The sequence below is a fragment of the Clostridium sp. TJA020 genome (genome assembly GCF_058310295.1).
On sequence record NZ_JBZEFC010000005.1, the window covers coordinates 137,615 to 156,747 of the forward strand.

Annotated in this window: 16 protein-coding genes and 1 tRNA gene; 3 read left to right on the forward strand and 14 right to left on the reverse strand. The window is 25.3% G+C overall.

Features of this window, described 5'->3' with window-relative positions:
* Positions 1-128: 128 nt before the first annotated feature.
* The 11 genes from pssE to AC4FQ1_RS09575 form a co-directional block, all read right to left on the reverse strand.
* A complete protein-coding gene (pssE, locus tag AC4FQ1_RS09525; RefSeq protein WP_491169549.1) occupies positions 129-596 on the reverse strand; it encodes a PssE/Cps14G family polysaccharide biosynthesis glycosyltransferase in 468 nt (155 codons plus the stop codon).
* A 1-nt stretch (position 597) separates the two neighbouring features.
* Complete coding sequence (gene pssD, locus AC4FQ1_RS09530; protein ID WP_303127231.1) at positions 598-1,068, reverse strand: PssD/Cps14F family polysaccharide biosynthesis glycosyltransferase; 471 nt, start codon at positions 1,066-1,068, stop codon at positions 598-600.
* A gap of 9 nt (positions 1,069-1,077) precedes the next feature.
* Positions 1,078-2,229: a CDP-glycerol glycerophosphotransferase family protein gene (locus tag AC4FQ1_RS09535; RefSeq protein ID WP_491169550.1), complete on the reverse strand. Its 1,152-nt coding sequence runs from the start codon at positions 2,227-2,229 to the stop codon at positions 1,078-1,080.
* 57 nt (positions 2,230-2,286) lie between these two features.
* Positions 2,287-3,306 carry a ribitol-5-phosphate dehydrogenase gene (locus AC4FQ1_RS09540; RefSeq protein WP_491149281.1) on the reverse strand — a complete coding sequence of 340 codons (1,020 nt, stop codon included), beginning with the start codon at positions 3,304-3,306 and terminating at the stop codon, positions 2,287-2,289.
* Complete coding sequence (locus AC4FQ1_RS09545; RefSeq protein WP_303127224.1) at positions 3,296-4,018, reverse strand: IspD/TarI family cytidylyltransferase; 723 nt, start codon at positions 4,016-4,018, stop codon at positions 3,296-3,298. The genes AC4FQ1_RS09540 and AC4FQ1_RS09545 overlap by 11 nt, the downstream gene beginning before the upstream one ends.
* Positions 4,019-4,154: 136 nt before the next feature.
* The gene (locus tag AC4FQ1_RS09550; RefSeq protein ID WP_491149284.1) at positions 4,155-5,300 is read right to left on the reverse strand and encodes an ABC transporter ATP-binding protein; all 1,146 of its coding nucleotides are present in this window, start codon (positions 5,298-5,300) and stop codon (positions 4,155-4,157) included.
* Between the two features lie 11 nt (positions 5,301-5,311).
* Complete coding sequence (locus AC4FQ1_RS09555) at positions 5,312-6,106, reverse strand: ABC transporter permease (protein ID WP_491149286.1); 795 nt, start codon at positions 6,104-6,106, stop codon at positions 5,312-5,314.
* 20 nt (positions 6,107-6,126) lie between these two features.
* The gene (locus tag AC4FQ1_RS09560) at positions 6,127-8,412 is read right to left on the reverse strand and encodes a bifunctional glycosyltransferase/CDP-glycerol:glycerophosphate glycerophosphotransferase (protein ID WP_491149288.1); all 2,286 of its coding nucleotides are present in this window, start codon (positions 8,410-8,412) and stop codon (positions 6,127-6,129) included.
* Positions 8,413-8,446: 34 nt separating this feature from the next.
* Entirely contained in the window at positions 8,447-9,499 is a 1,053-nt protein-coding gene (locus tag AC4FQ1_RS09565) for a glycosyltransferase family 2 protein (RefSeq protein WP_491169551.1), read from the reverse strand.
* Between the two features lie 160 nt (positions 9,500-9,659).
* A tRNA-Arg gene (locus AC4FQ1_RS09570) sits at positions 9,660-9,734 on the reverse strand.
* Positions 9,735-9,849: 115 nt separating this feature from the next.
* Positions 9,850-10,689: a sensor histidine kinase gene (locus AC4FQ1_RS09575; RefSeq protein ID WP_491169552.1), complete on the reverse strand. Its 840-nt coding sequence runs from the start codon at positions 10,687-10,689 to the stop codon at positions 9,850-9,852.
* 210 nt (positions 10,690-10,899) lie between these two features.
* Between AC4FQ1_RS09575 and AC4FQ1_RS09580 the strand changes: the two genes are divergently transcribed.
* A complete protein-coding gene (locus AC4FQ1_RS09580) occupies positions 10,900-11,775 on the forward strand; it encodes a DegV family protein (RefSeq protein ID WP_491169561.1) in 876 nt (291 codons plus the stop codon).
* A gap of 62 nt (positions 11,776-11,837) precedes the next feature.
* A complete protein-coding gene (rbr, locus tag AC4FQ1_RS09585; RefSeq protein WP_491149293.1) occupies positions 11,838-12,452 on the forward strand; it encodes a rubrerythrin in 615 nt (204 codons plus the stop codon).
* Positions 12,453-12,497: 45 nt separating this feature from the next.
* Here the strand turns inward: rbr and AC4FQ1_RS09590 are convergent, their stop codons facing one another.
* From AC4FQ1_RS09590 to AC4FQ1_RS09600, 3 genes are all read right to left on the reverse strand, one after another.
* The gene (locus tag AC4FQ1_RS09590; RefSeq protein ID WP_491169553.1) at positions 12,498-15,626 is read right to left on the reverse strand and encodes an AAA family ATPase; all 3,129 of its coding nucleotides are present in this window, start codon (positions 15,624-15,626) and stop codon (positions 12,498-12,500) included.
* Between the two features lie 3 nt (positions 15,627-15,629).
* Positions 15,630-16,829 (reverse strand): exonuclease SbcCD subunit D, encoded by a 1,200-nt coding sequence (locus AC4FQ1_RS09595; protein ID WP_491169554.1) that lies wholly within the window; start codon positions 16,827-16,829, stop codon positions 15,630-15,632.
* An 87-nt stretch (positions 16,830-16,916) separates the two neighbouring features.
* On the reverse strand, positions 16,917-17,702 hold the full coding sequence (locus AC4FQ1_RS09600) for a DUF1189 domain-containing protein (RefSeq protein ID WP_303127208.1): 786 nt from the start codon (positions 17,700-17,702) through the stop codon (positions 16,917-16,919).
* Between the two features lie 153 nt (positions 17,703-17,855).
* Here AC4FQ1_RS09600 and AC4FQ1_RS09605 point away from each other — a divergent pair, with 153 nt between their 5' ends.
* Positions 17,856-19,067 carry a L,D-transpeptidase gene (locus AC4FQ1_RS09605; protein WP_491149316.1) on the forward strand — a complete coding sequence of 404 codons (1,212 nt, stop codon included), beginning with the start codon at positions 17,856-17,858 and terminating at the stop codon, positions 19,065-19,067.
* Positions 19,068-19,133: the final 66 nt, after the last annotated feature.

Sequence of the window (19,133 nt, forward strand, 5' to 3'; positions counted from 1 at the left end):
ACTTATAATTATCAAATTATTTAATACAAATAAATAATTCATTTATATATTAGTTTTACTTATATAAAAAATTTTATACGAAATGAAAAATACACGTAACTTTAAAATTGTTACGTGTATCTTTTATATTAAATATTATCTATTGTTTCTGTTAAAAAATTTATAAGTCTACTATTATCAAATATATATGGTCTTAATTCAATTTTATTATAGTTTTCTATAAATTCTTTTAAAGAATCATAATCTGTACAATTCATTGTATAACCTTCTTTTGAAAGCTTATTGCATATTTCTAATTGATGATCATCATTATGCTCATTATATTTAGAAAGTCTTGGCATTGTTATAACCTTCTTTTTATGCCTTAATGCAGTAAGTATAGATCCAACCCCGCCATGAGTTATTACTAATGTACTTTCCTTAATATATTTATTAAAATCATTTTGATCTAGAAAAGGAATTACCTTGTATTTGTTAGATGTAAAATTAGTATTTCCTGATTGTATTATTACTTCTTCTTTTATATCCATATCTTCTAAATATTGAAGTAATCTTTTAAACTCTAATTCATGAGTTCCTAAAATAACAAATATCATATTAATACAAATCTCCTCTATATATAGAATTATCATAAACTTTAGTCATTTCTTCATGCTGAACTAAAAATACATCAGCAATTTTATTTATCATATTTCCTGACATACTTTTTGATTCTACCCTAGCAAATGTTTCAATAAATATTATTTTCTTTTTAAATAGCTTTGCAATGTAGCACATAGGAACTGCTGTATGTGCACCTGTTGTAACTACTACATCTGGTTTTATTTTAAAATACAAAAATAATGATTTTAATATATTGTATGGAAACTTAAACATATAACTTAACATATAGTTTCTAGCTCCATAAACTAAATAATCTATTCTATCTCCATATTCATTTTTTAACTTTAATGTAGTATCATTCTTTTCTGTAATTATGTGATAATCATATCTATTAAATATTTTTTTTAATTGCATAAGTTCCGATAAATGTCCACCAGTTGATGATATAAACAATACTTTTTTCACTTTAATCACCTAATTTTCCTTTTTCAAAATTATCTTATCAACGAACCTTTTTGATGATAACCCATCAACATAATCAAAAAACTTATTTTTAAAAGCTCTAATTTTTTCGTAATCACAAGTATCATTATTTAATACTTCTATTAATTCATCAGTATTTTTAACTATAGGACCCGGCACAAAACTTTCATATGGATAATAAAAATCTCTTTCATGTTCATATGAGTCTAAATCATCTGCAAAAAATATCATAGGTCTTTCTAATAATGAATATTCAAAAACTATTGATGAATAATCAGTTATAAGTAAATCTGTAATTATAAGTATATCATTTATTGCTCCATAATCTGATAAATCAATTATTCTGTCATTATCTATATTAATTGAATCTTTTACAAATGGATGCATTTTTAATGCTAATACATATCCTTCAGGCAAATCATTTACTACTCTTTCAACATCAAAATTTATATCCATCTTAGCATCAGATTGACTATTTCCCCTAAATGTTGGTGCATACAAAACTATATTTTTTCCCTTAAGGTTAGGATACTTGCTATAAACTCTTTCTTTAGCATCCTTTTTCATCTCTTCATTAAAGAATATATCAGTTCTTGGTATTCCTAATGGATCTATGTTATTTTCACTCATATTAAATGCCTCTGCATAATATTTAGCTACTTCCTTTGAACTAACTAATACATGTGAATAATTACTATGAATAGGAATGTATTTCACATAATTATTATCTGCACCAAAGTTTTTATCTAATATACTAAATCCAAACTTCTTAAATGCACCACATGCATGCCAAACTTGAATAACTTCAGTATTTTTCCTAAGTTTTTTAACTGTATATACTGGAAAATAAAAATCATCTATCAAAAAATATTCTGAAGTTGCCATATAATATGTTGCTTTCATCATATGAAAAAAATATGTTATTATTCCTTTTATTCCTTTATTAAATTTTTCATAAAGAAATACACATTTATAATCTGTATCTCTACTTTTTATTTCATCATATATATATTTGAAATTACCATTCATAGTATCATTTCTATACGTTGCAAATATTACTCTTTTTTTTACAGGAACTATATAAGAAATATAATATACTACTCTTAAAAGATACTTTAGTATAATTCTTTCTAATGTTTTCATTTATAAAATCCTCACTTTAATATATATTTAAAGACCCTTTTAAAGGGTCTTTTTATATTAAACTCTCCAGTTTAAAACAGTCTTAAACGGTGTTGTTAAGTCATGTTCAAATCCTTTTACAATATCTTCAATTCCTCTTACATCAATAACTGCTGATATAAGCTTTTGTAATTGATTTTGAGCATCTTCATGAGCCTCTAAAAAGTTAACAGCTTCTTGAAAATCAACTCTTCCACTTCTACTACTTCCAACTATAGTTAATCCCTTTTCTAAAACCATTCTAGTATTTATTGGTACTGGATTTTCTGAAACTCCAAGTATTGCAATTACTCCCTCTGGATTTATGTAATCAATTATTTGATCTATCGCATATTCACTACCTTTTCCACCTACAGCTTCAAATGCGTGATCTACTCTTAGGTCATCTGGTATATTATCTATTTGATAAGTTTCATCTACAAATGAGAAGAAGTTTAGCTTTTCTTCATTTTTTCCAAAAACTATTATTTCTGATTCTGGGAACTTCTTTTTAAGTATTAATGCAGTTATAAATCCTACATTTCCATCTCCCCAAATACCAATTTTATTTCTTCTCTTATGAGCTTTTTTATCAAATCTATCTATGGAATGAGCTGATACACTTATAAGCTCTAAGAATGAAGCAACATCATGGTTTATCTTATCATATTTTATTATACGATCTCTTCCCATAAATACATATTGTTGCATAAATCCATCATATCCACTAGCTCTAAACTTACTTGTTCTTAAGTAATTTTCAGCTATTACATTATCAACTTGAGTTGGGGTATTTGGAATCATAACAACAGTATCACCTGCTTTAAATTCTCCCTTTGGATCATATATAACTTCTCCAACACCTTCATGAATAAGAGCCATAGGAAGTTTTTTTCTCATAGCTTCCTTCCCTCTAGTTCCTGTATAATATCTTTGATCTGCTGCACATATTGATAATCTAGTTGGTCTTACAATAATTCCTTCGCCATCTAAGCTTCTTTCTTCAAATTCAACTGTAATTTGCTTAGGAGCAATTAATCTATATACCTTATTTATCATTTATATCATCCCTCACTAAAGCATTAGCTAATTTTAAATCATAAGGAGTTGTTATTTTCATATTAAAAACTTCTCCTTGTACTAACTTAACATTTTTACCTTTTACAACAAATATCTTTGCAGCATCAGTTAAGATTTTCTTTTCATCATCTGATAAAGAATCATATAACTCAACTAATTCTTTAATTCTAAAACTTTGAGGTGTTTGCCCTTGATACATAAAATCACGTCTTGGAATGTCACTTATTATGTCACCATCTACTGATTCAACAATAGTATCAAATGCTGGAACAACTGTGTCACAAGCACCAAATTCTAAAGCAGAATCAATATTATCATTTATTATTCTATGAGTTAAAAATGGTCTTACAGCATCGTGAGTAACGATTACGTCTTCATCATTTATACCAAAGTTTTCTTTTATATATCTTATTCCACTCATTATTGATTCATTTCTATCTGTTCCACCTGCACATACAGCAATTTTTTCTTTTAATTGCGCTGGAACAAATTTATTTAATAAATCATTAGTATGTTGTATCCATTGTTTTGGTGTCGTAATAATTATTTTGTCAAATCTTTCATTTAACAAGAAAGCTTCAATTGTATGAATTATTATTGGCTTATTACCTATCTTTAAAAATTGTTTTGGCATTTCAGTATTACCCATACGAGTACCCTTACCACCAGCTAATATCTCTGCATATATCATTTTATCACTCCCATAAAATTTAAATCTATTATTAATTCCTTTATATTTTTCTTTTTAATTATTATAATTGTATCATAATTCCTTATCATTTAAAATAATAAGGATAACGCACTAAAATACGTTATCCTTATTAATATTAATCTTTTTTTATTTTCAATCTGTTATTCTTTATTATTAAAGATATATTATCTTCCTTAGCTACAAATTGACCAAATTTATTCATACACCAGATTTGTCTTATAAACTTTTCTCCATCAATATCTAAATGTAAGTCTGTTGTAAAATATCCCTTTGGTATTTCTTTAAATTTAATTGAACAATTATATTCAACTCTATTGTCTTTTTCATTATATTTAGAAGAAATTTCTGAAAAATCATATTCTTCATTATCTTGTTTTAATGTTATACTTTTTATTTTAAATTTCTTATTTTCTGGCTTAACTTCTACATAGCCTTTAAATTCTACCTTGTCATCTGCCATATCTATATCTATTAAACTTTGTTTAATTTCAACAAAATCTTTATACTTTTCCATATGATCTAAAATTTCTTCAACGGATACACCATTTAGATAATGCTTATAAAGATTAGCTACTTCATCAATATCTCCATATGCTAAAAGCTTTCCTTTATTAAGCCACATACCCTTAGTACAAAAAGCTCTCATTTGTGGTAATGAGTGAGATACAAATAATATAGTTTTTCCCTCATCTCTAAACTTATCCATTCTTCTCATGCATTTTTGTCTAAATATTTCATCACCAACAGCTAAAGCTTCGTCTACAACTAATATTTCTGGATCAATATTTACTGCAATAGCAAATCCTAAACGTGCTTTCATACCACTAGAATACATTCTAACCGGTTGATCAATATAATCTCCAAGCTCTGAAAAATCTATTATCTCGTCTAATTTCTTTGATATTTCACTTCTTATAAGACCCATTGAGTATCCTTTTAAAAAAATATTCTCTCTTCCTGTAAGTTCTCCATCGAATCCTGCTGTAAGCTCTAATAGAGCTGAAACAGTCCCATTAACTATTATTTCACCACTAGTTGGGTATACAACACCAGTTACCATCTTTAATATAGTTGATTTACCAGAACCATTCTTACCAAATATACCTATAACTTCTCCCTTTGGTAATCCTATACTAAGGTTATCTATTGCTCTAAACGGAGTATATCTTTTACCCCAAAATAAATCTTTAAAACGGTCCTTATCATTTTTATATAATTTATATTCTTTAACTACATTTTTAAATTCAACTGCATATTCCATAACTTTTCTCCTTATAACACATCAGTAAAGTCTTTATATAATTTCTTATAAACATGGCTACCAATAAGTGCAGTTATTAAAATTACAATCCAAATATATATTGAATATTTCCCCATAAAGAACCATTGCTTGTATAATAATATATTTCTAAATCCTTCTATAAAATAATTTACAGGATTTAATCTCATTAAGAATTGCATGGTAGGAGACATTCCTCTTATATTCCAAAGTATTGGAGTTAACCATAAAACCGCTTGAATTGCAGCCTTAACTAAATTTTCAAAGTCCCTACTTATTACTGATAATGATGATAATGTCCATGATAATGTTAAAAAGAATATATACATTGTTGGTATATAATATAGGAATTGTAAGTAATATATATCAGGATAATATCCATAAAATATAAATATTACTACTATACAAGCTAATAACATTATTTGAACATATAGTTTTGATAATAATACAAATGTTGGTATTGTAGATACAGGAAACTTCATTTTAGTAACAAAATGTCTATATTGTCTTATAGACATTGCGCCTCCAACTATAGCATCACTAATAAAGAACCAAGGTCCAAGTCCAGCTATAAGCCATAACAAAAATGGAAAACCGTCAACATATCCACTTTTTCTTATTCCCATTTGAAACGCAAATAAATAAACTAAAATAGTTACAAGAGGCCTTATAACTGCCCAAGCATAACCAAGAGCAGCACCTTTATAAAATTTAACTAAATCAGCTTTAGATATAAGTATAGTTTGTTTAATATTTTTCACATTTTCAATTATTATATTTTTTAACATATTCTATCACCTATTTAATATTAGTTTTCATTGAATATATATTCAACAAACCTCTCACTTGATTTACCATCAGTATAATCAAAAAATTCTTCCTTAAACTTATTAACTTTTTCTAAATCAAACTTATTTTCATTTATCAATTTTATTATATCATCATTTGTGTAAGCAATTGGTCCAGGCACAAAACTATCATATTCATAGTAAAAATCTCTTTCCTTTAAATATTCATCTTTATCATATGCAAATAAAATCATTTTTTTATTTAAAAAAGCACCTTCAAATATTACTGATGAATAATCTGATATTAGTATATCACTAACCATTATTAAATCATTTATATCAGTTTCACTATTTAAATTAATTATCTTATTTTTTAAATTACTAGGAATACTTATTACATCTTCAATACCATTTTTAACACTTGGATGAAGCTTAAGTATTATTATGTAATCTTCCCCTATATTCTCTAATATCTTAACCGGATCTAATTCTAACTTAAAATTTTGTCTTTCTTTTGGTCCACCCCTAAAAGTTGGTGCATAAGTTATTATTTTTTTACCTTTAATACTTGGGTTATCATTTTCAAGCTTATGTCTTATATAATCTTTATAATCCTTATCAAGTAATATATCAGTTCTTGGAACACCAAGAGCTATTACCTTACTCTCATCAATATTAAATGCTTCAGCATAATATTTATTTATATTTTTCGAACTAGTTATTACCTTTGTATAGTGAGAATGGGCTCTTCTCTCAAATTCTTCCGTATTCCCATCAGCCTTTCCTATTGAACTAAATCCAAATTTCTTAAATGCACCACATGCATGCCATACTTGAACTACTTCTACATTCTTTTTAAATGTAAGTCCATATAGTTGCATATAGTAATCATCTAAAATTATATACTTTGCTGTTGCAAAATTATAATACATTTTTATTAATTCGCCTAATGTCCTACTTTTTTTATATAAATATAACTTTATTTTATATTGTTTTTTTTCTTTAAGTTTATTTTCTATAAACTTCAAATTCCCAGATAATGTACTTGATTTATTGCTAGCTAATATTACTTTATTATTATTAACAGGTAATAATTTACTTACTCTAAAAATTACTCTTACATATTTTTTAGCTAACTTATCAAAATTCTTTGGTAAATTGTCCATTCTTCTTCTTATCAAGAATTTTATTATGTAAAATTTACTATTTTTGTTTACTGCTTTTTCAACATATTTCATTAAATATTTATTATCTCTTGCTAATATATATTTACTATTACTATTTAATTTTTTATATGCAACTGATAACAACTCAATATACTTTCTTTGTGAATTTGATGATAAAAATAAGAACTTTTCTATTACTCCTTTTATTACTACCCACTTAATTATACTTAAATTATTAAATATTTTATTATCTAATGAATTTAAAATATCAATCATATTATTGATAGCTTCAATTTGTAATATTTCGTCTTTGCTTATAATCGCTCTTTTAAAAGGTGGCCATATATCAATGCTTACAAGTCTTGAAAAGTACTCTTTCTTTAACCCATAAGCTATAAACTTATTATCAATATATTTATCTATTTCACCCTTAGTTCTATTCCATGAAGCACATACTTGCTTTATAACATTAGCTGAAGCTGTATGTATTTGTTGAGTTAATGACTCTGTAGGGTTATTTCTCATTCTATAATAGTAAGCAATATATTTTGATGAATATATTTTTTTTGCTCTTAAATATGCACTCATTACAAAACATTGATCTTCTGCATATTTTATATTTTCAGGAAATCTTAAATCTTTTATAAGAGATGTTTTGAAAAGTTTATTACAAGGACCTAATGTCCACAGTAACTCATAATCTTTTCTTATATCCTTAAATCCTTCCCCTAAAAAATGCTTAACCATAGGCCAATATTTAACTCCATCATATTTATATGTACCACATATAACTATATCTGCATCATTATCTTTAGCCAAATTATATCTAACCTCTAGTGAATCCTTTGGTATTAAATCGTCCGAATCCATAAATGCAATAAATTCACCACTCGCTAGTTCAATCCCTCTATTTCTTGCCTTACTTGGACCACCATTATCTTGAAAAACACCCTTTATATTTTCATATTTTGATGAATATTCTTCAATTATTGATTTACTATTATCTGTAGAACCATCATCTATCAATAATATTTCCACATCTTTTATAGTTTGACTAACAACAGAATCTAGCGTTTCTCTAAGATATTCTTCAACATTATATACAGGCATTACTATACTTATCTTATATTTATTTACCAAGATATCACTCCTAACCCAATGCACCTAAATAAATTTAATAGTTTATTATTTTCTTAATCTTTATAATAAAATTATGAACCTTTATAATAAATTTAATAACCTTAATTTTATTAGTTTCATCTAAAATTTTATTATTTCCTATAATATTCTTAAAAACAAATCTTTTTATTTTCCCTATACTATTAATTTGTTCTATATCTACATTACTTAATAATTCATTTAAATTTTTTAATGCAGTCATCGATATATTTCTTTCACTACTTAACATAGCTAATCTAAAAGGTGGCCATATATCAATATTAGTTAATCTATAAAAATATTTGTTTTTAAGATTAGTAGCTACTGTTTTATCTTTTATATTAAAATTAATCTCTTGTTCTGTTAAACGCCAAGACTTAAGGACTTGATTTATTACATTAGCTGAATTTGTTTGGATTTGTTGAGTTAATGATTCTTTAGGATTGTTCCTCATTCTGTAATAATAGCAAACATACTTTGTTGCATAAATTCTTAAAGCTTTAATATATGCAGTCATAACAAAAACCTGATCCTCGGAATACCTTATATCTTCAGGAAATCGTATTTCTTTGATAAGACTTGACTTAAAAATTTTATTACAAGGACCAAGAGTCCAAAGTAAATCATAATCTTTTTTTATATCTTTAATACCTTCTTTTAAAAAGTGCTTTTTCATTGGCCACTTTTTTTTTCCATCATATTTATATGTACCACAAACAACAATATCAGCTTCATTTTTTTTTGCTAAATTATATCTAACTTCTAATGAATCTTCTGGCATCAAATCATCTGAATCCATAAAAACTATAAATTCACCATTTGCCTCTTCAATTCCTCTATTTCTAGCTTTGCTAGGTCCACCATTCTCTTGATTAATTAAAACTATATTTTTATGTTTATTCATATAACCTTCAATAATCTCTAAACTTTTATCTGTAGACCCATCATTAATTATTATTATTTCAAAATCCTTAATAGTTTGATTCATTAATGAATCTAGTGTTTCACTAATGTAATCTTCTACATTATACACAGGTATTATAACACTAATTTTATAACCTTTTATCAAAATATACCTCCCAAGCCTTATAAACATCTAGGAATATCTTCTAAACTAAATTAAACCAATAATTTTAATTATAATATATTCTTTTATGTATGTACAGTTTACTAAATTTAGCAACAAAAAAAACTTCAAAAGTTAAAACTTTTGAAGTTCTAATAACATATGGTAGGGCGTATAGGAATCGAACCCATAATGTACCGTCCGTAGCGGTATGTTATATCCATTTAACTAACGCCCCATATTTTTTTATTATCAAAAATATATTAACACAAAAATTTATGTAGTGCAAATTTAAAATAAGCAAATTAATTAGAAAGATTAAAATTTAAATTAATCTTTCTAATTATAATAGCTTATTTTAGGTATATATCAGAAAACTCAATTTCAAGCAATTGAACTTTATCTGCATTTTTACTTACTTTAACTTCTTCATTATCAATTTTAATATTTGGTATAGTAACAGTAAAAGTAGACCCTTCACCAATTTTACTTTCCACAATAATACTACCATCATGTAACTCAACTAACGATTTAACTAAATCCAGTCCTATACCACTACCTTTTTGTTCTTTATTACTACTTGCTTGAACGAATCTATTAAATATTTTAGATTTTTCTTCATCCATTATTCCAATTCCATTATCAGATACTTTTATATTTATATAATTATTATCAATAACTAAGTATATAAATATATCAGATCCACAATCTGAAAATTTTATTGCATTTGATATTAGATTTATACAAATTCTATCTAGCGCCTGAGGATCAACCGCTACAATGCATTCTTCCTTGTTTGTATCAAAAACTAATGTTAAATCTTTTTGTTTTGCGAACCTATCAATAGACTCTATTGTACTTTCAATAAAACTAACTATTTCTATATTTTTTTTATTTATATTAAAGTAGTTTTTTTCTAGTCTAGTTATATCAATTAAATTTTCTATAAGTTTTAACATTTTATAACTGTTTCTCTTTAACATTTTTAAATATTCTTTTTCTTTATCTATCAAACCGCTAATATTTTCTAACATTTGATTAGCACTCATAATTACATTTAGTGGAGATCTTAAGTCATGAGATATATTAAGTATAAATTTTTCTTGCATCTCTCTTTTGTGTTCTAGTTCATCTATAATCAATATCATATCTTCTTTTGATAAATTTTTAAAATTATATTTCTCTTCTCCCATTTTTACCCCTACTTCATTTTATCCTAAGCCCTATTGCATATAATATTAATACCAATATAAATTTTAACATTTACCAACACTATTATCAACCATTTTTTGTATATTATTCTATTTTAAGGTATGTAATATTTTTTAATTGCTATTTTTTATTGTATAATGTCTATAATATAACTATAGTTATAATTTTATTTTAATTAAGGAGGTTTTATTATTAATAATTATATAATTTTAACAGATTCCAGTTGTGACTTACCACAATATATAATAGATAAATATTCTATTATAAACATAGGTCTTATTTGTAGTTTTAAGAATAAAGAATATATTGAAGATGGTGGTAAATCTCTTGGGTATACTAATTTTTATAATGGCTTAAGAAATAGAGAGATGCCAACTACATCTCAAGTTAACAGTTATAGATTTTATGAAATATTTGAAAAATATATAAAAGAAAACTATTCAATAATATACATATCATTTTCTTCTGCATTAAGTGGAACTTATAATAGTTCTTTAATTGCAAAATCTGAAATTATTGAAAAATATCCAAATGCTGATATTTCTATAATTGATAGTAAATCAGCTTCATTAGGAGTTGGACTTATTGTATATGAAGCCTGTAGATTAAAAGAAGAAGGAAAGTCTAAAGAAGAAGTGGTAAACTATATTGAAAATATGAAGCTTAAGGTAAATCATATTTTTACTGTTGATGATTTAAATCATCTTAAAAGAGGAGGTAGAATCTCATCAACTGCAGCAACTATAGGAACTCTATTACAAGTTAAACCTCTTTTGTACGTTCCTGATAATGGAACTTTATGTAATTTTGGAAAAGTTAAGGGAAGAAAAAAATCAATAAAATCTTTATTTAACAAACTTGAAGAAAAAATAGATATAAACTCAAATAAAGTTATATTTATATCTCATGGTGATTGCATTGAAGATGCAGAAAAACTTAAAAGTATGATTACAGAAAAATATAATATCGAAGTAATTATAAATTATATTGGTTTGGCTATAGGTAGTCATTCAGGCCCTAATACACTAGCCCTTTTCTTTAAAGGTAAAAACAGAAATATTAATTAATCATAATCCTCTTTTAAATGGTAAATACTATAAACGAATACTATTCGAAAGGGGATTTTTTCATGAAAAGTTTAAAAGGAAGTAAAACTGCTGATAATTTAGCAAAAGCCTTTGCAGGTGAATCTCAAGCAAGAAATAGATATACATTTTATGCTAGTGTTGCATCTAAAGAAGGACATAAACATATAGAGTCTATTTTTCTTGAAACTGCTGATAATGAAAGAGCACACGCTAAAGTTTTTTTTGATTTATTAGTTGAAGGACTTGGTAAATATCAAATTCACGTTGATACTGATTATCCTGTTGGATTTGGAAATACTCTTGATAATTTACAATATGCTGCTGAAGGAGAAAAAGAAGAATGGGGTACTGCATATCCTGAATTTAAAAAAATTGCAGAAGAAGAAGGTTATCCAGAGGTCGCAGCTGCATTTTCACATATTTTAGAAGTAGAAAAACATCATGAACAACGCTACTTAGACTTATATGCTAATTTAAAAGATAATCTTTTATATAAACGTAATGAAAAAGAATATTGGAAATGTAGAAATTGCGGATTTATTTATGAAGGCTTAGAGGCACCTAAAGTTTGTCCCGCTTGTAAACATCCTCAAGGGTTCTTCGAAATCGCATATGATCATAAGGCAAATGGTCCTAGTAAAGAATATGCTAAATAATAAATTTTAAATAAAAAAGGCGAGTATTATCTCGCCTTTAACTTTTTATAAAATATTAAATTCTGCCATGCTACCTCTTTTAGTTGATATTACTTCTATTTTTGCATCTACCCTATCCTTAAGTTCTTGAACATGAGATATTATTCCAACTAATCTTCCACCTTTTTGTAACTCTAAAAGACTGTCTATTGCACTATCTAATGATTGAGGGTCTAATGTCCCAAAACCTTCATCTAAAAACATCGTTTCTAATGATACTCCTCCAGCACTTGATTGTACAACATCCGATAAACCAAGCGCTAAAGATAATGAAGCTTTAAAACTTTCACCACCTGATAAAGAGCTAACATCTCTTGAGGTTGCTGTATAATTATCATATATTTCTAGTTCTAGCCCCTTTTGACCTGCTCCTTTACTTAATGTAGTTTTTCTTTTAAGTGAAAATCTATCTCCAGTCATTTTTTCAAGTCTTAAATTAGCTGCATCTATTATATCTTGAAAATATGATGCTAATACATATCTTTCAAAAGATATATATGGACTTCTTTTTCCATTAGCAAGATCTGAAAGTTCACCAATTATTTTATATTCTTCTTCCTTTTTGCCTAATTCTTTATTTAAATCTTTTACTTTATATAATACATTTTTATTATTTTCTATAATAGTATATAAATCCTTAATTTCTTTTTCATTTATTTTTCTTATATCTTCTAATTCATCAAGCTTTTCATTTATATTTTTCAAATCTATAAATACTATTTTTTCACATTGCTTATCTAATTTTTTATATTCACTTTTTACTATAATTAATTCTTTATCAAACTTTTCAATTTCTTTATCCAATTCAATATATATTGGAATATTACTTTTTGCTATAATATATTCTTCGCAACTATTAAAATTATTTTCTTTTAAAGATTTTTCAAAATTATTTTTTATTTCTATTGTATCCTTTTTTAATATTTTTATATTGCTTTTTATTTCATTTAACTTTGCTTTTTCACCTTCAAGTAGCATTATATTTTCATCTCTATTTTTTATAGCTAATAACAATGATTTTTTGCTCTCCTCTAATTTAAGTAATTTACATTTTATAAGTTCATTAAGCTTTTCAATAGATTCTATATTTTCTGGTATATCATTCCTTAATTCATTTAAAGTAGCATTTAAACTTTGAATGCTTGCATAAATATTTTTATCTTTTTCTTTTAATGAGTTTAATTCTGATTCCGAATCAGATAAATATTTACTTATATCTATTAATTTTTTTTCTATAGTTTCTTTAAATTTTATTTTTTCATTATATACTTTAAGTTCTTCCTTATATAATAAAATCTCTGATTTTAATTCTTTCCCAAATTTAGTAACTTCATTTTTAGATTCTTTTTTATTATATTCATTATTTAGGCAATTATCTTTTCCTGAAATCTTATTTAATGAATTATTTACGTTATCTAAAAGACTTTTAACTCTAGCATTAATAGATGTTAACTCTAAAAGAACAGAACTATTTTCTTTTTCAATCTTCTCGTATTCTAATTTCTTTTTCTTTAATTCTTCATCAGTAGGTACATTTTCACTATTTTTTATTGCTTTCATTGGATGCTCTTTCGAACCACACACAGGACAAGGTTCTCCATTTTTTAAACTATCTGCAAGTATACCAGCTTGTTCTTTTCTATATATATCAATCATATATTCATACTGCAACTTAATATTATTATATATACCCTCAACCTTTAAATACTTATTCTTTAATTGATTATGTTTTTCTACTTCACTTTCATACGCTTCTATAACCTTAAATATCTCCCTTAATTCCTTTATAATTTTTTCTTTATTATCAATTTTATTTTTTAAATTAACCGCTTTTATTTCTATTTGATTTATTTCTTTTATATTTTTCTCATTAACCTCTTTTTGTTCTTTATAATTTTTTATACTTTCTTCTTTTAATTTTATTTTATCTTTTATTAACTCTATATCTTTGTAAAAAGTTATAGTTTTTATTTTATTTTCTTCATATAATCTAATTTTAGGCTCTAAGCTTCTTAATCTTCCAATTTCTTCTGTAAGATTATTTCTAAAATCTTCTTTAAGCTCTTGTTTTTTTACAGCTTCTTCAAGTAATATTAATTTATCTTCTAACAACTTTATTTTTGATAATGATTTTTCCTTAGCTTCTTCTTTTTTTAATAGTTCTTCATTTTTTTCTAAATAACTTTTTTCTATATACCTTACCTCTTTAGCTTTTTTAGCTTTTTCACTTATAACTTTTTTATTTTTAAACTCATCTTCCATTAAAATTAATTCATTTAACTTATTTTTAGTATTTTGCTTCTCCATTATCAAATTATTATTCTGTTCTAATAAGGATTTTTCAACTCTTTTTTTATTTATTTCTAAATTTAGTTCTTCAATCTTTTTTTCTTTATCCTTATATATATTTTGCTCACTCTTTATAAGTTCTGTAAGTTCCTCTATAACCCTTGGAAAGTCAATATATTCCCCAACTTCTATATTATTTTCTCCTATAATATTTCCTAAATGAACCTCCATTTTTTGTTTGCAAAAATTTCTTTCTTTGCTTATTTTTATAGCTTTTTCTTTCAAATCAGCTTGTATACTTTCAAAATTATAAGTATTAAATATTTTTCTAAATATATCTTCACGTTCAACAGAATTTGCAAGAAGTAACTTCTTAAACTCACCTTGTGGTAACATAACTATCTGCTTAAATTGCGCTTTATTTATACCAAGAATTTCTATTATTTTTTTATCTACATTATTTATTCCAGTTATTGTTTTACCATTTGGTAAATCGAGTATTGCTTCTGAATCTTTCTCTGTAAATCCATTTCCCCTAATTTTCTTTTTAGGTTGTTTAGGACTTCTTCTAATTTTGTATATGTCTCCTTTTAGTTCAAATTCTAATTCAACAAAAGTTTCTGTATTTTCATCTGCAAAATGACTTCTTAAAGAGTCATTTTCTCTACTTTCTCCACTTGCTTCACCATATAAAGCATAACTTATTGCATCAAATATAGTTGTCTTTCCTGCACCAGTAGCTCCTGTTATAACAAAGATATTCCTTCCGTTTAACTTTTCAAAATCTAAATTTTGTTCCTTAGCATAAGGTCCAAATGCTGATATTACTAAATTTATAGGTCGCATACTCTACACCTCCTTTTTTAAAACTCTATTTATAGTTTCATCTATTAATTTTTCTTTTTCTAATGTAAATTCTCCATTCCCTAAGGATTCATAAAACTCTTTAAAAAGCTCTTTTTCAGACTTATTTTTATATCCCTTCTTTGCAGATGTACTATTTGCATCATAGCTTCTTTTCTTTTCTCTAGTTATTAACATAATATTTGGGTATATAGATCTTAATTTTTCTATTGGATTTATAATTTCACCTTCATCTGTAAGAATAGCTTGTATATAATCTTCTTTTCTTTCATCACTTCTTCCAAGCTCTATAAGTTCTTCTATATCTCCTTTTATTATTCTTAAATCTCTAATTGATTTAAGCTCTTTTAAATCTATAGTAATTTCTTTATTTTTATTTATATTCACTAAAGTAACTCCCTTTTTTTGATTAACTTCAGAAAAAGAATACTTAAGAAGCGAACCTGAATATCTAACTTCATCTCTTGAAATTTTCTGTCTTCCATGAAGATGTCCAAGCGCTACATAATCAAATTCATTAAATATATTACAATCTATAAGCTCTGCCCCTCCAATAGACAAAGGTCTTTCAGATTCCGAAACTTCAAGATTCGCTACTTTATACATTTCTTCATCACTTAAATTTTTTGCCTTATCTCTATACATAGTTACATATCCATGAGCTACTATAAAATTTATTTCATTAAAATTTATACCTAATTTTATTTTATTTAAAATCTCAATCATAGCATCATTATGGCTTTTTATATTTTTATTTTCTGTAAGTTTTCTTATAACTGCTGGATCCTTATATGGAATTAAATAAAAATTAACTTTTTCATTGTTTTCTTCTATGGTTACTTTCTTAAATAATTCATTATCCTTTCCAGCTATATATAACCCTTGCCTTTCTAATATTTCAGATCCAAAGCTTACCCTTTCTCCACTATCATGATTTCCTGAAATAGCAACTACTTTAACTCCTTTGTTGATTACAATTTCATTTAATATATTATTTAAAAGTTCAACTGCTTCAACTGGAGGTATTGATCTATCATATATATCTCCAGCTATTATAAGAACTTCCGGTTTTTCTTCATCAATAAGTTTAATTAAATTTTGTAATATATATTTTTGATCTTCTATCATAGAAAATTCATTTACAATCTTTCCAATATGCCAATCACTAGTATGAATTATTTTCATAAGTAATCATCCCCACTTCATTTAATCTAATAACTTAATTATAACAAAAAAAGTAATTTCTAATCCTTAGAAATTACTTTTATAATGCTATCTTTTATTGTTTAAAAGTTCATACTTTATATTCCTTAATACAAAAACTGAAAATATAATTGTTCCTACAGAAAATGCAACATCAAAATATATATCAGGTCTTATTAAACTAAATGGTAATAATAATAAATTTGGAAGAGTTCCAGCATATATAGCTAATGAATACATTGCACTTCCTCTCATTCTTAGCCCCATAAACATTCCTATTATCATAGAAAATGCAGATACAATTAAACAGTTAAGCATATAGTTTATAAAATATTGTACTATCATAACAATAACTATTACTGGTAATATAAATTTACCTACAATTTGTAACTGTTCTTTAAGTATTTCATTATTTAATTCATTAAAAGCAGAATCTTTATATGAAATAGTTTGACTTAAGCTTCCTGATCCAACTTCTATTCCATCTTTTAATAATAATACATACATATCTGATTGAATATACTCATCTTTAAAACTATCAGCTTCATTTAATTTTTTATTACTATCTAAATATATTACTGTATTTCCATCTTCAACTTTAATAGGATTCTTTTTAGTATGAAGTATTCCATCTTTTATAGAAAACTCATAATTTGGATTATTTAATTCCTCTATACTACTCTTTATTGCATTTTTAGTTTTAACTCCTGTATATATTCCTTGAATACCTCCAAGTATCAAACTTAATATTATTGCATATAATATTGCTCTTCCTAATCCTTCTTTTATATAATCTGAAAAAGTTTTTATATTATATACGTTATTCTTTAACTTAACAAAAAAATTGCTCTTCACTATAAATACTCCTTTTTACTCTTATTTAATAAACCTCTATTTAAATATAGTAACATACTAATTTATAATATTAAACAATGCATGTTTAATATCCTATATAATGGTAATAATTCCTAATAAGAAAATTTTAGGAGGAGATTGCTTTTGTCTAATATGGATAATTTTGATAACATTAAAGATATTAATATACCAGAAAACAATAATAAAAATTCTAATTTAAGTAAACTTAAATCAAACTTAAAGAAACTCTTACCCTTTACTATAGCAGTTATTTTAATAATTAGTACACTTCTAACGTATCAAGGATTTAGTTATAAAAATTTATTATCTAACTTTAAAAATAAATTTGACTCATCTAATTATAATGATGCAAATAACTACATTTTAACAAAATCAAATTTTAATATATTTAAATCTATTTTATTAAAAAATGATTTAAAAGAATATTTTGAAGACAAACTATCTACTGTAGAAAGTAATTTAACTTCAAATAAAATAACTTCAGGTGATGCAAATATTATCTTAAATGAAATAGACCATTATAATATTTTATCTTCTGATAAAACTCAATCTGTACTTTCAAATAACATAAATAATAATAGTGATTTATCTAAAGGAATACGAGAATTTAATAATGGAAATTTTGAAAATGCATTAAATATATTTAATTCTATAAACGAAAGTGATTCATCATATTCTGTCTCTAAAGAATATATAAAAAAAAGTAAGGCTGAACTAAAAAAAACCTTACTAAATCAAGTAGAAGAATATAAGAAAAAGGAATATTTTACTGCTGCTATAAATCTAATACAAAATAAACTAGACTTATTTAAAGATGACGAAGAATTATTAAAAAAGATAGATGAACTTAAAACGGCTAAAAATCAATATTTAACTAACCAAAAACAATCTACTACTGTTAGTTCTAGTCAAATTGTAAATGTAATAAATACATCAAATATAAATTCATTAAATATAGAAAGTTTAACTGATTATTTAGTTTACGTTGATACTAATGCCCAAGTTACTAATGTTTATAAAGGAAACTTAAACAATTGGTCTTTAATAAAATCTATGAGTTGTTCAACAGGCAAAAAAGGTAGTGAAACTCCAACTGGTGTATTTGATGTAAGAGAAAAAGACGAATGGTTTTTCTCTGAAAGATATCAGCAGGGCGGAAAGTATTGGGTTCAATTTCAAGGAGACTATCTTTTCCATTCAGTCCCTTATGCAAAAGATAAAAAAACAATACTTGATACAACTCTAGGTACAGCTGCTTCTCATGGATGTATAAGATTATCATTAGAAGATTCAAAGTGGCTTTATGAAACAATTAACGCTGGAACTAAAGTTATAATAAAATAAAGCTTTATTTATCTAAGCTTTTATATTAATACCTTACATATTAATTTATAATATATGTAAGGTATT

Excerpts from the sequence above, each read along its gene's own strand:
- rbr (WP_491149293.1), top strand. The coding sequence starts at position 11,838 with ATGAAAAGTTTAAAAGGAAGTAAAACTGCTGATAATTTAGCAAAAGCC.
- AC4FQ1_RS09535 (WP_491169550.1), bottom strand. The coding sequence starts at position 2,229 with ATGAAAACATTAGAAAGAATTATACTAAAGTATCTTTTAAGAGTAGTA.
- AC4FQ1_RS09555 (WP_491149286.1), bottom strand. The coding sequence starts at position 6,106 with ATGTTAAAAAATATAATAATTGAAAATGTGAAAAATATTAAACAAACT.
- AC4FQ1_RS09590 (WP_491169553.1), bottom strand. The coding sequence starts at position 15,626 with ATGCGACCTATAAATTTAGTAATATCAGCATTTGGACCTTATGCTAAG.
- AC4FQ1_RS09545 (WP_303127224.1), bottom strand. The coding sequence starts at position 4,018 with ATGATATATGCAGAGATATTAGCTGGTGGTAAGGGTACTCGTATGGGT.
- pssE (WP_491169549.1), bottom strand. The coding sequence starts at position 596 with ATGATATTTGTTATTTTAGGAACTCATGAATTAGAGTTTAAAAGATTA.
- AC4FQ1_RS09540 (WP_491149281.1), bottom strand. The coding sequence starts at position 3,306 with ATGATAAATAAGGTATATAGATTAATTGCTCCTAAGCAAATTACAGTT.
- AC4FQ1_RS09550 (WP_491149284.1), bottom strand. The coding sequence starts at position 5,300 with ATGGAATATGCAGTTGAATTTAAAAATGTAGTTAAAGAATATAAATTA.
- AC4FQ1_RS09575 (WP_491169552.1), bottom strand. The coding sequence starts at position 10,689 with ATGGGAGAAGAGAAATATAATTTTAAAAATTTATCAAAAGAAGATATG.
- AC4FQ1_RS09605 (WP_491149316.1), top strand. The coding sequence starts at position 17,856 with ATGGATAATTTTGATAACATTAAAGATATTAATATACCAGAAAACAAT.
- AC4FQ1_RS09595 (WP_491169554.1), bottom strand. The coding sequence starts at position 16,829 with ATGAAAATAATTCATACTAGTGATTGGCATATTGGAAAGATTGTAAAT.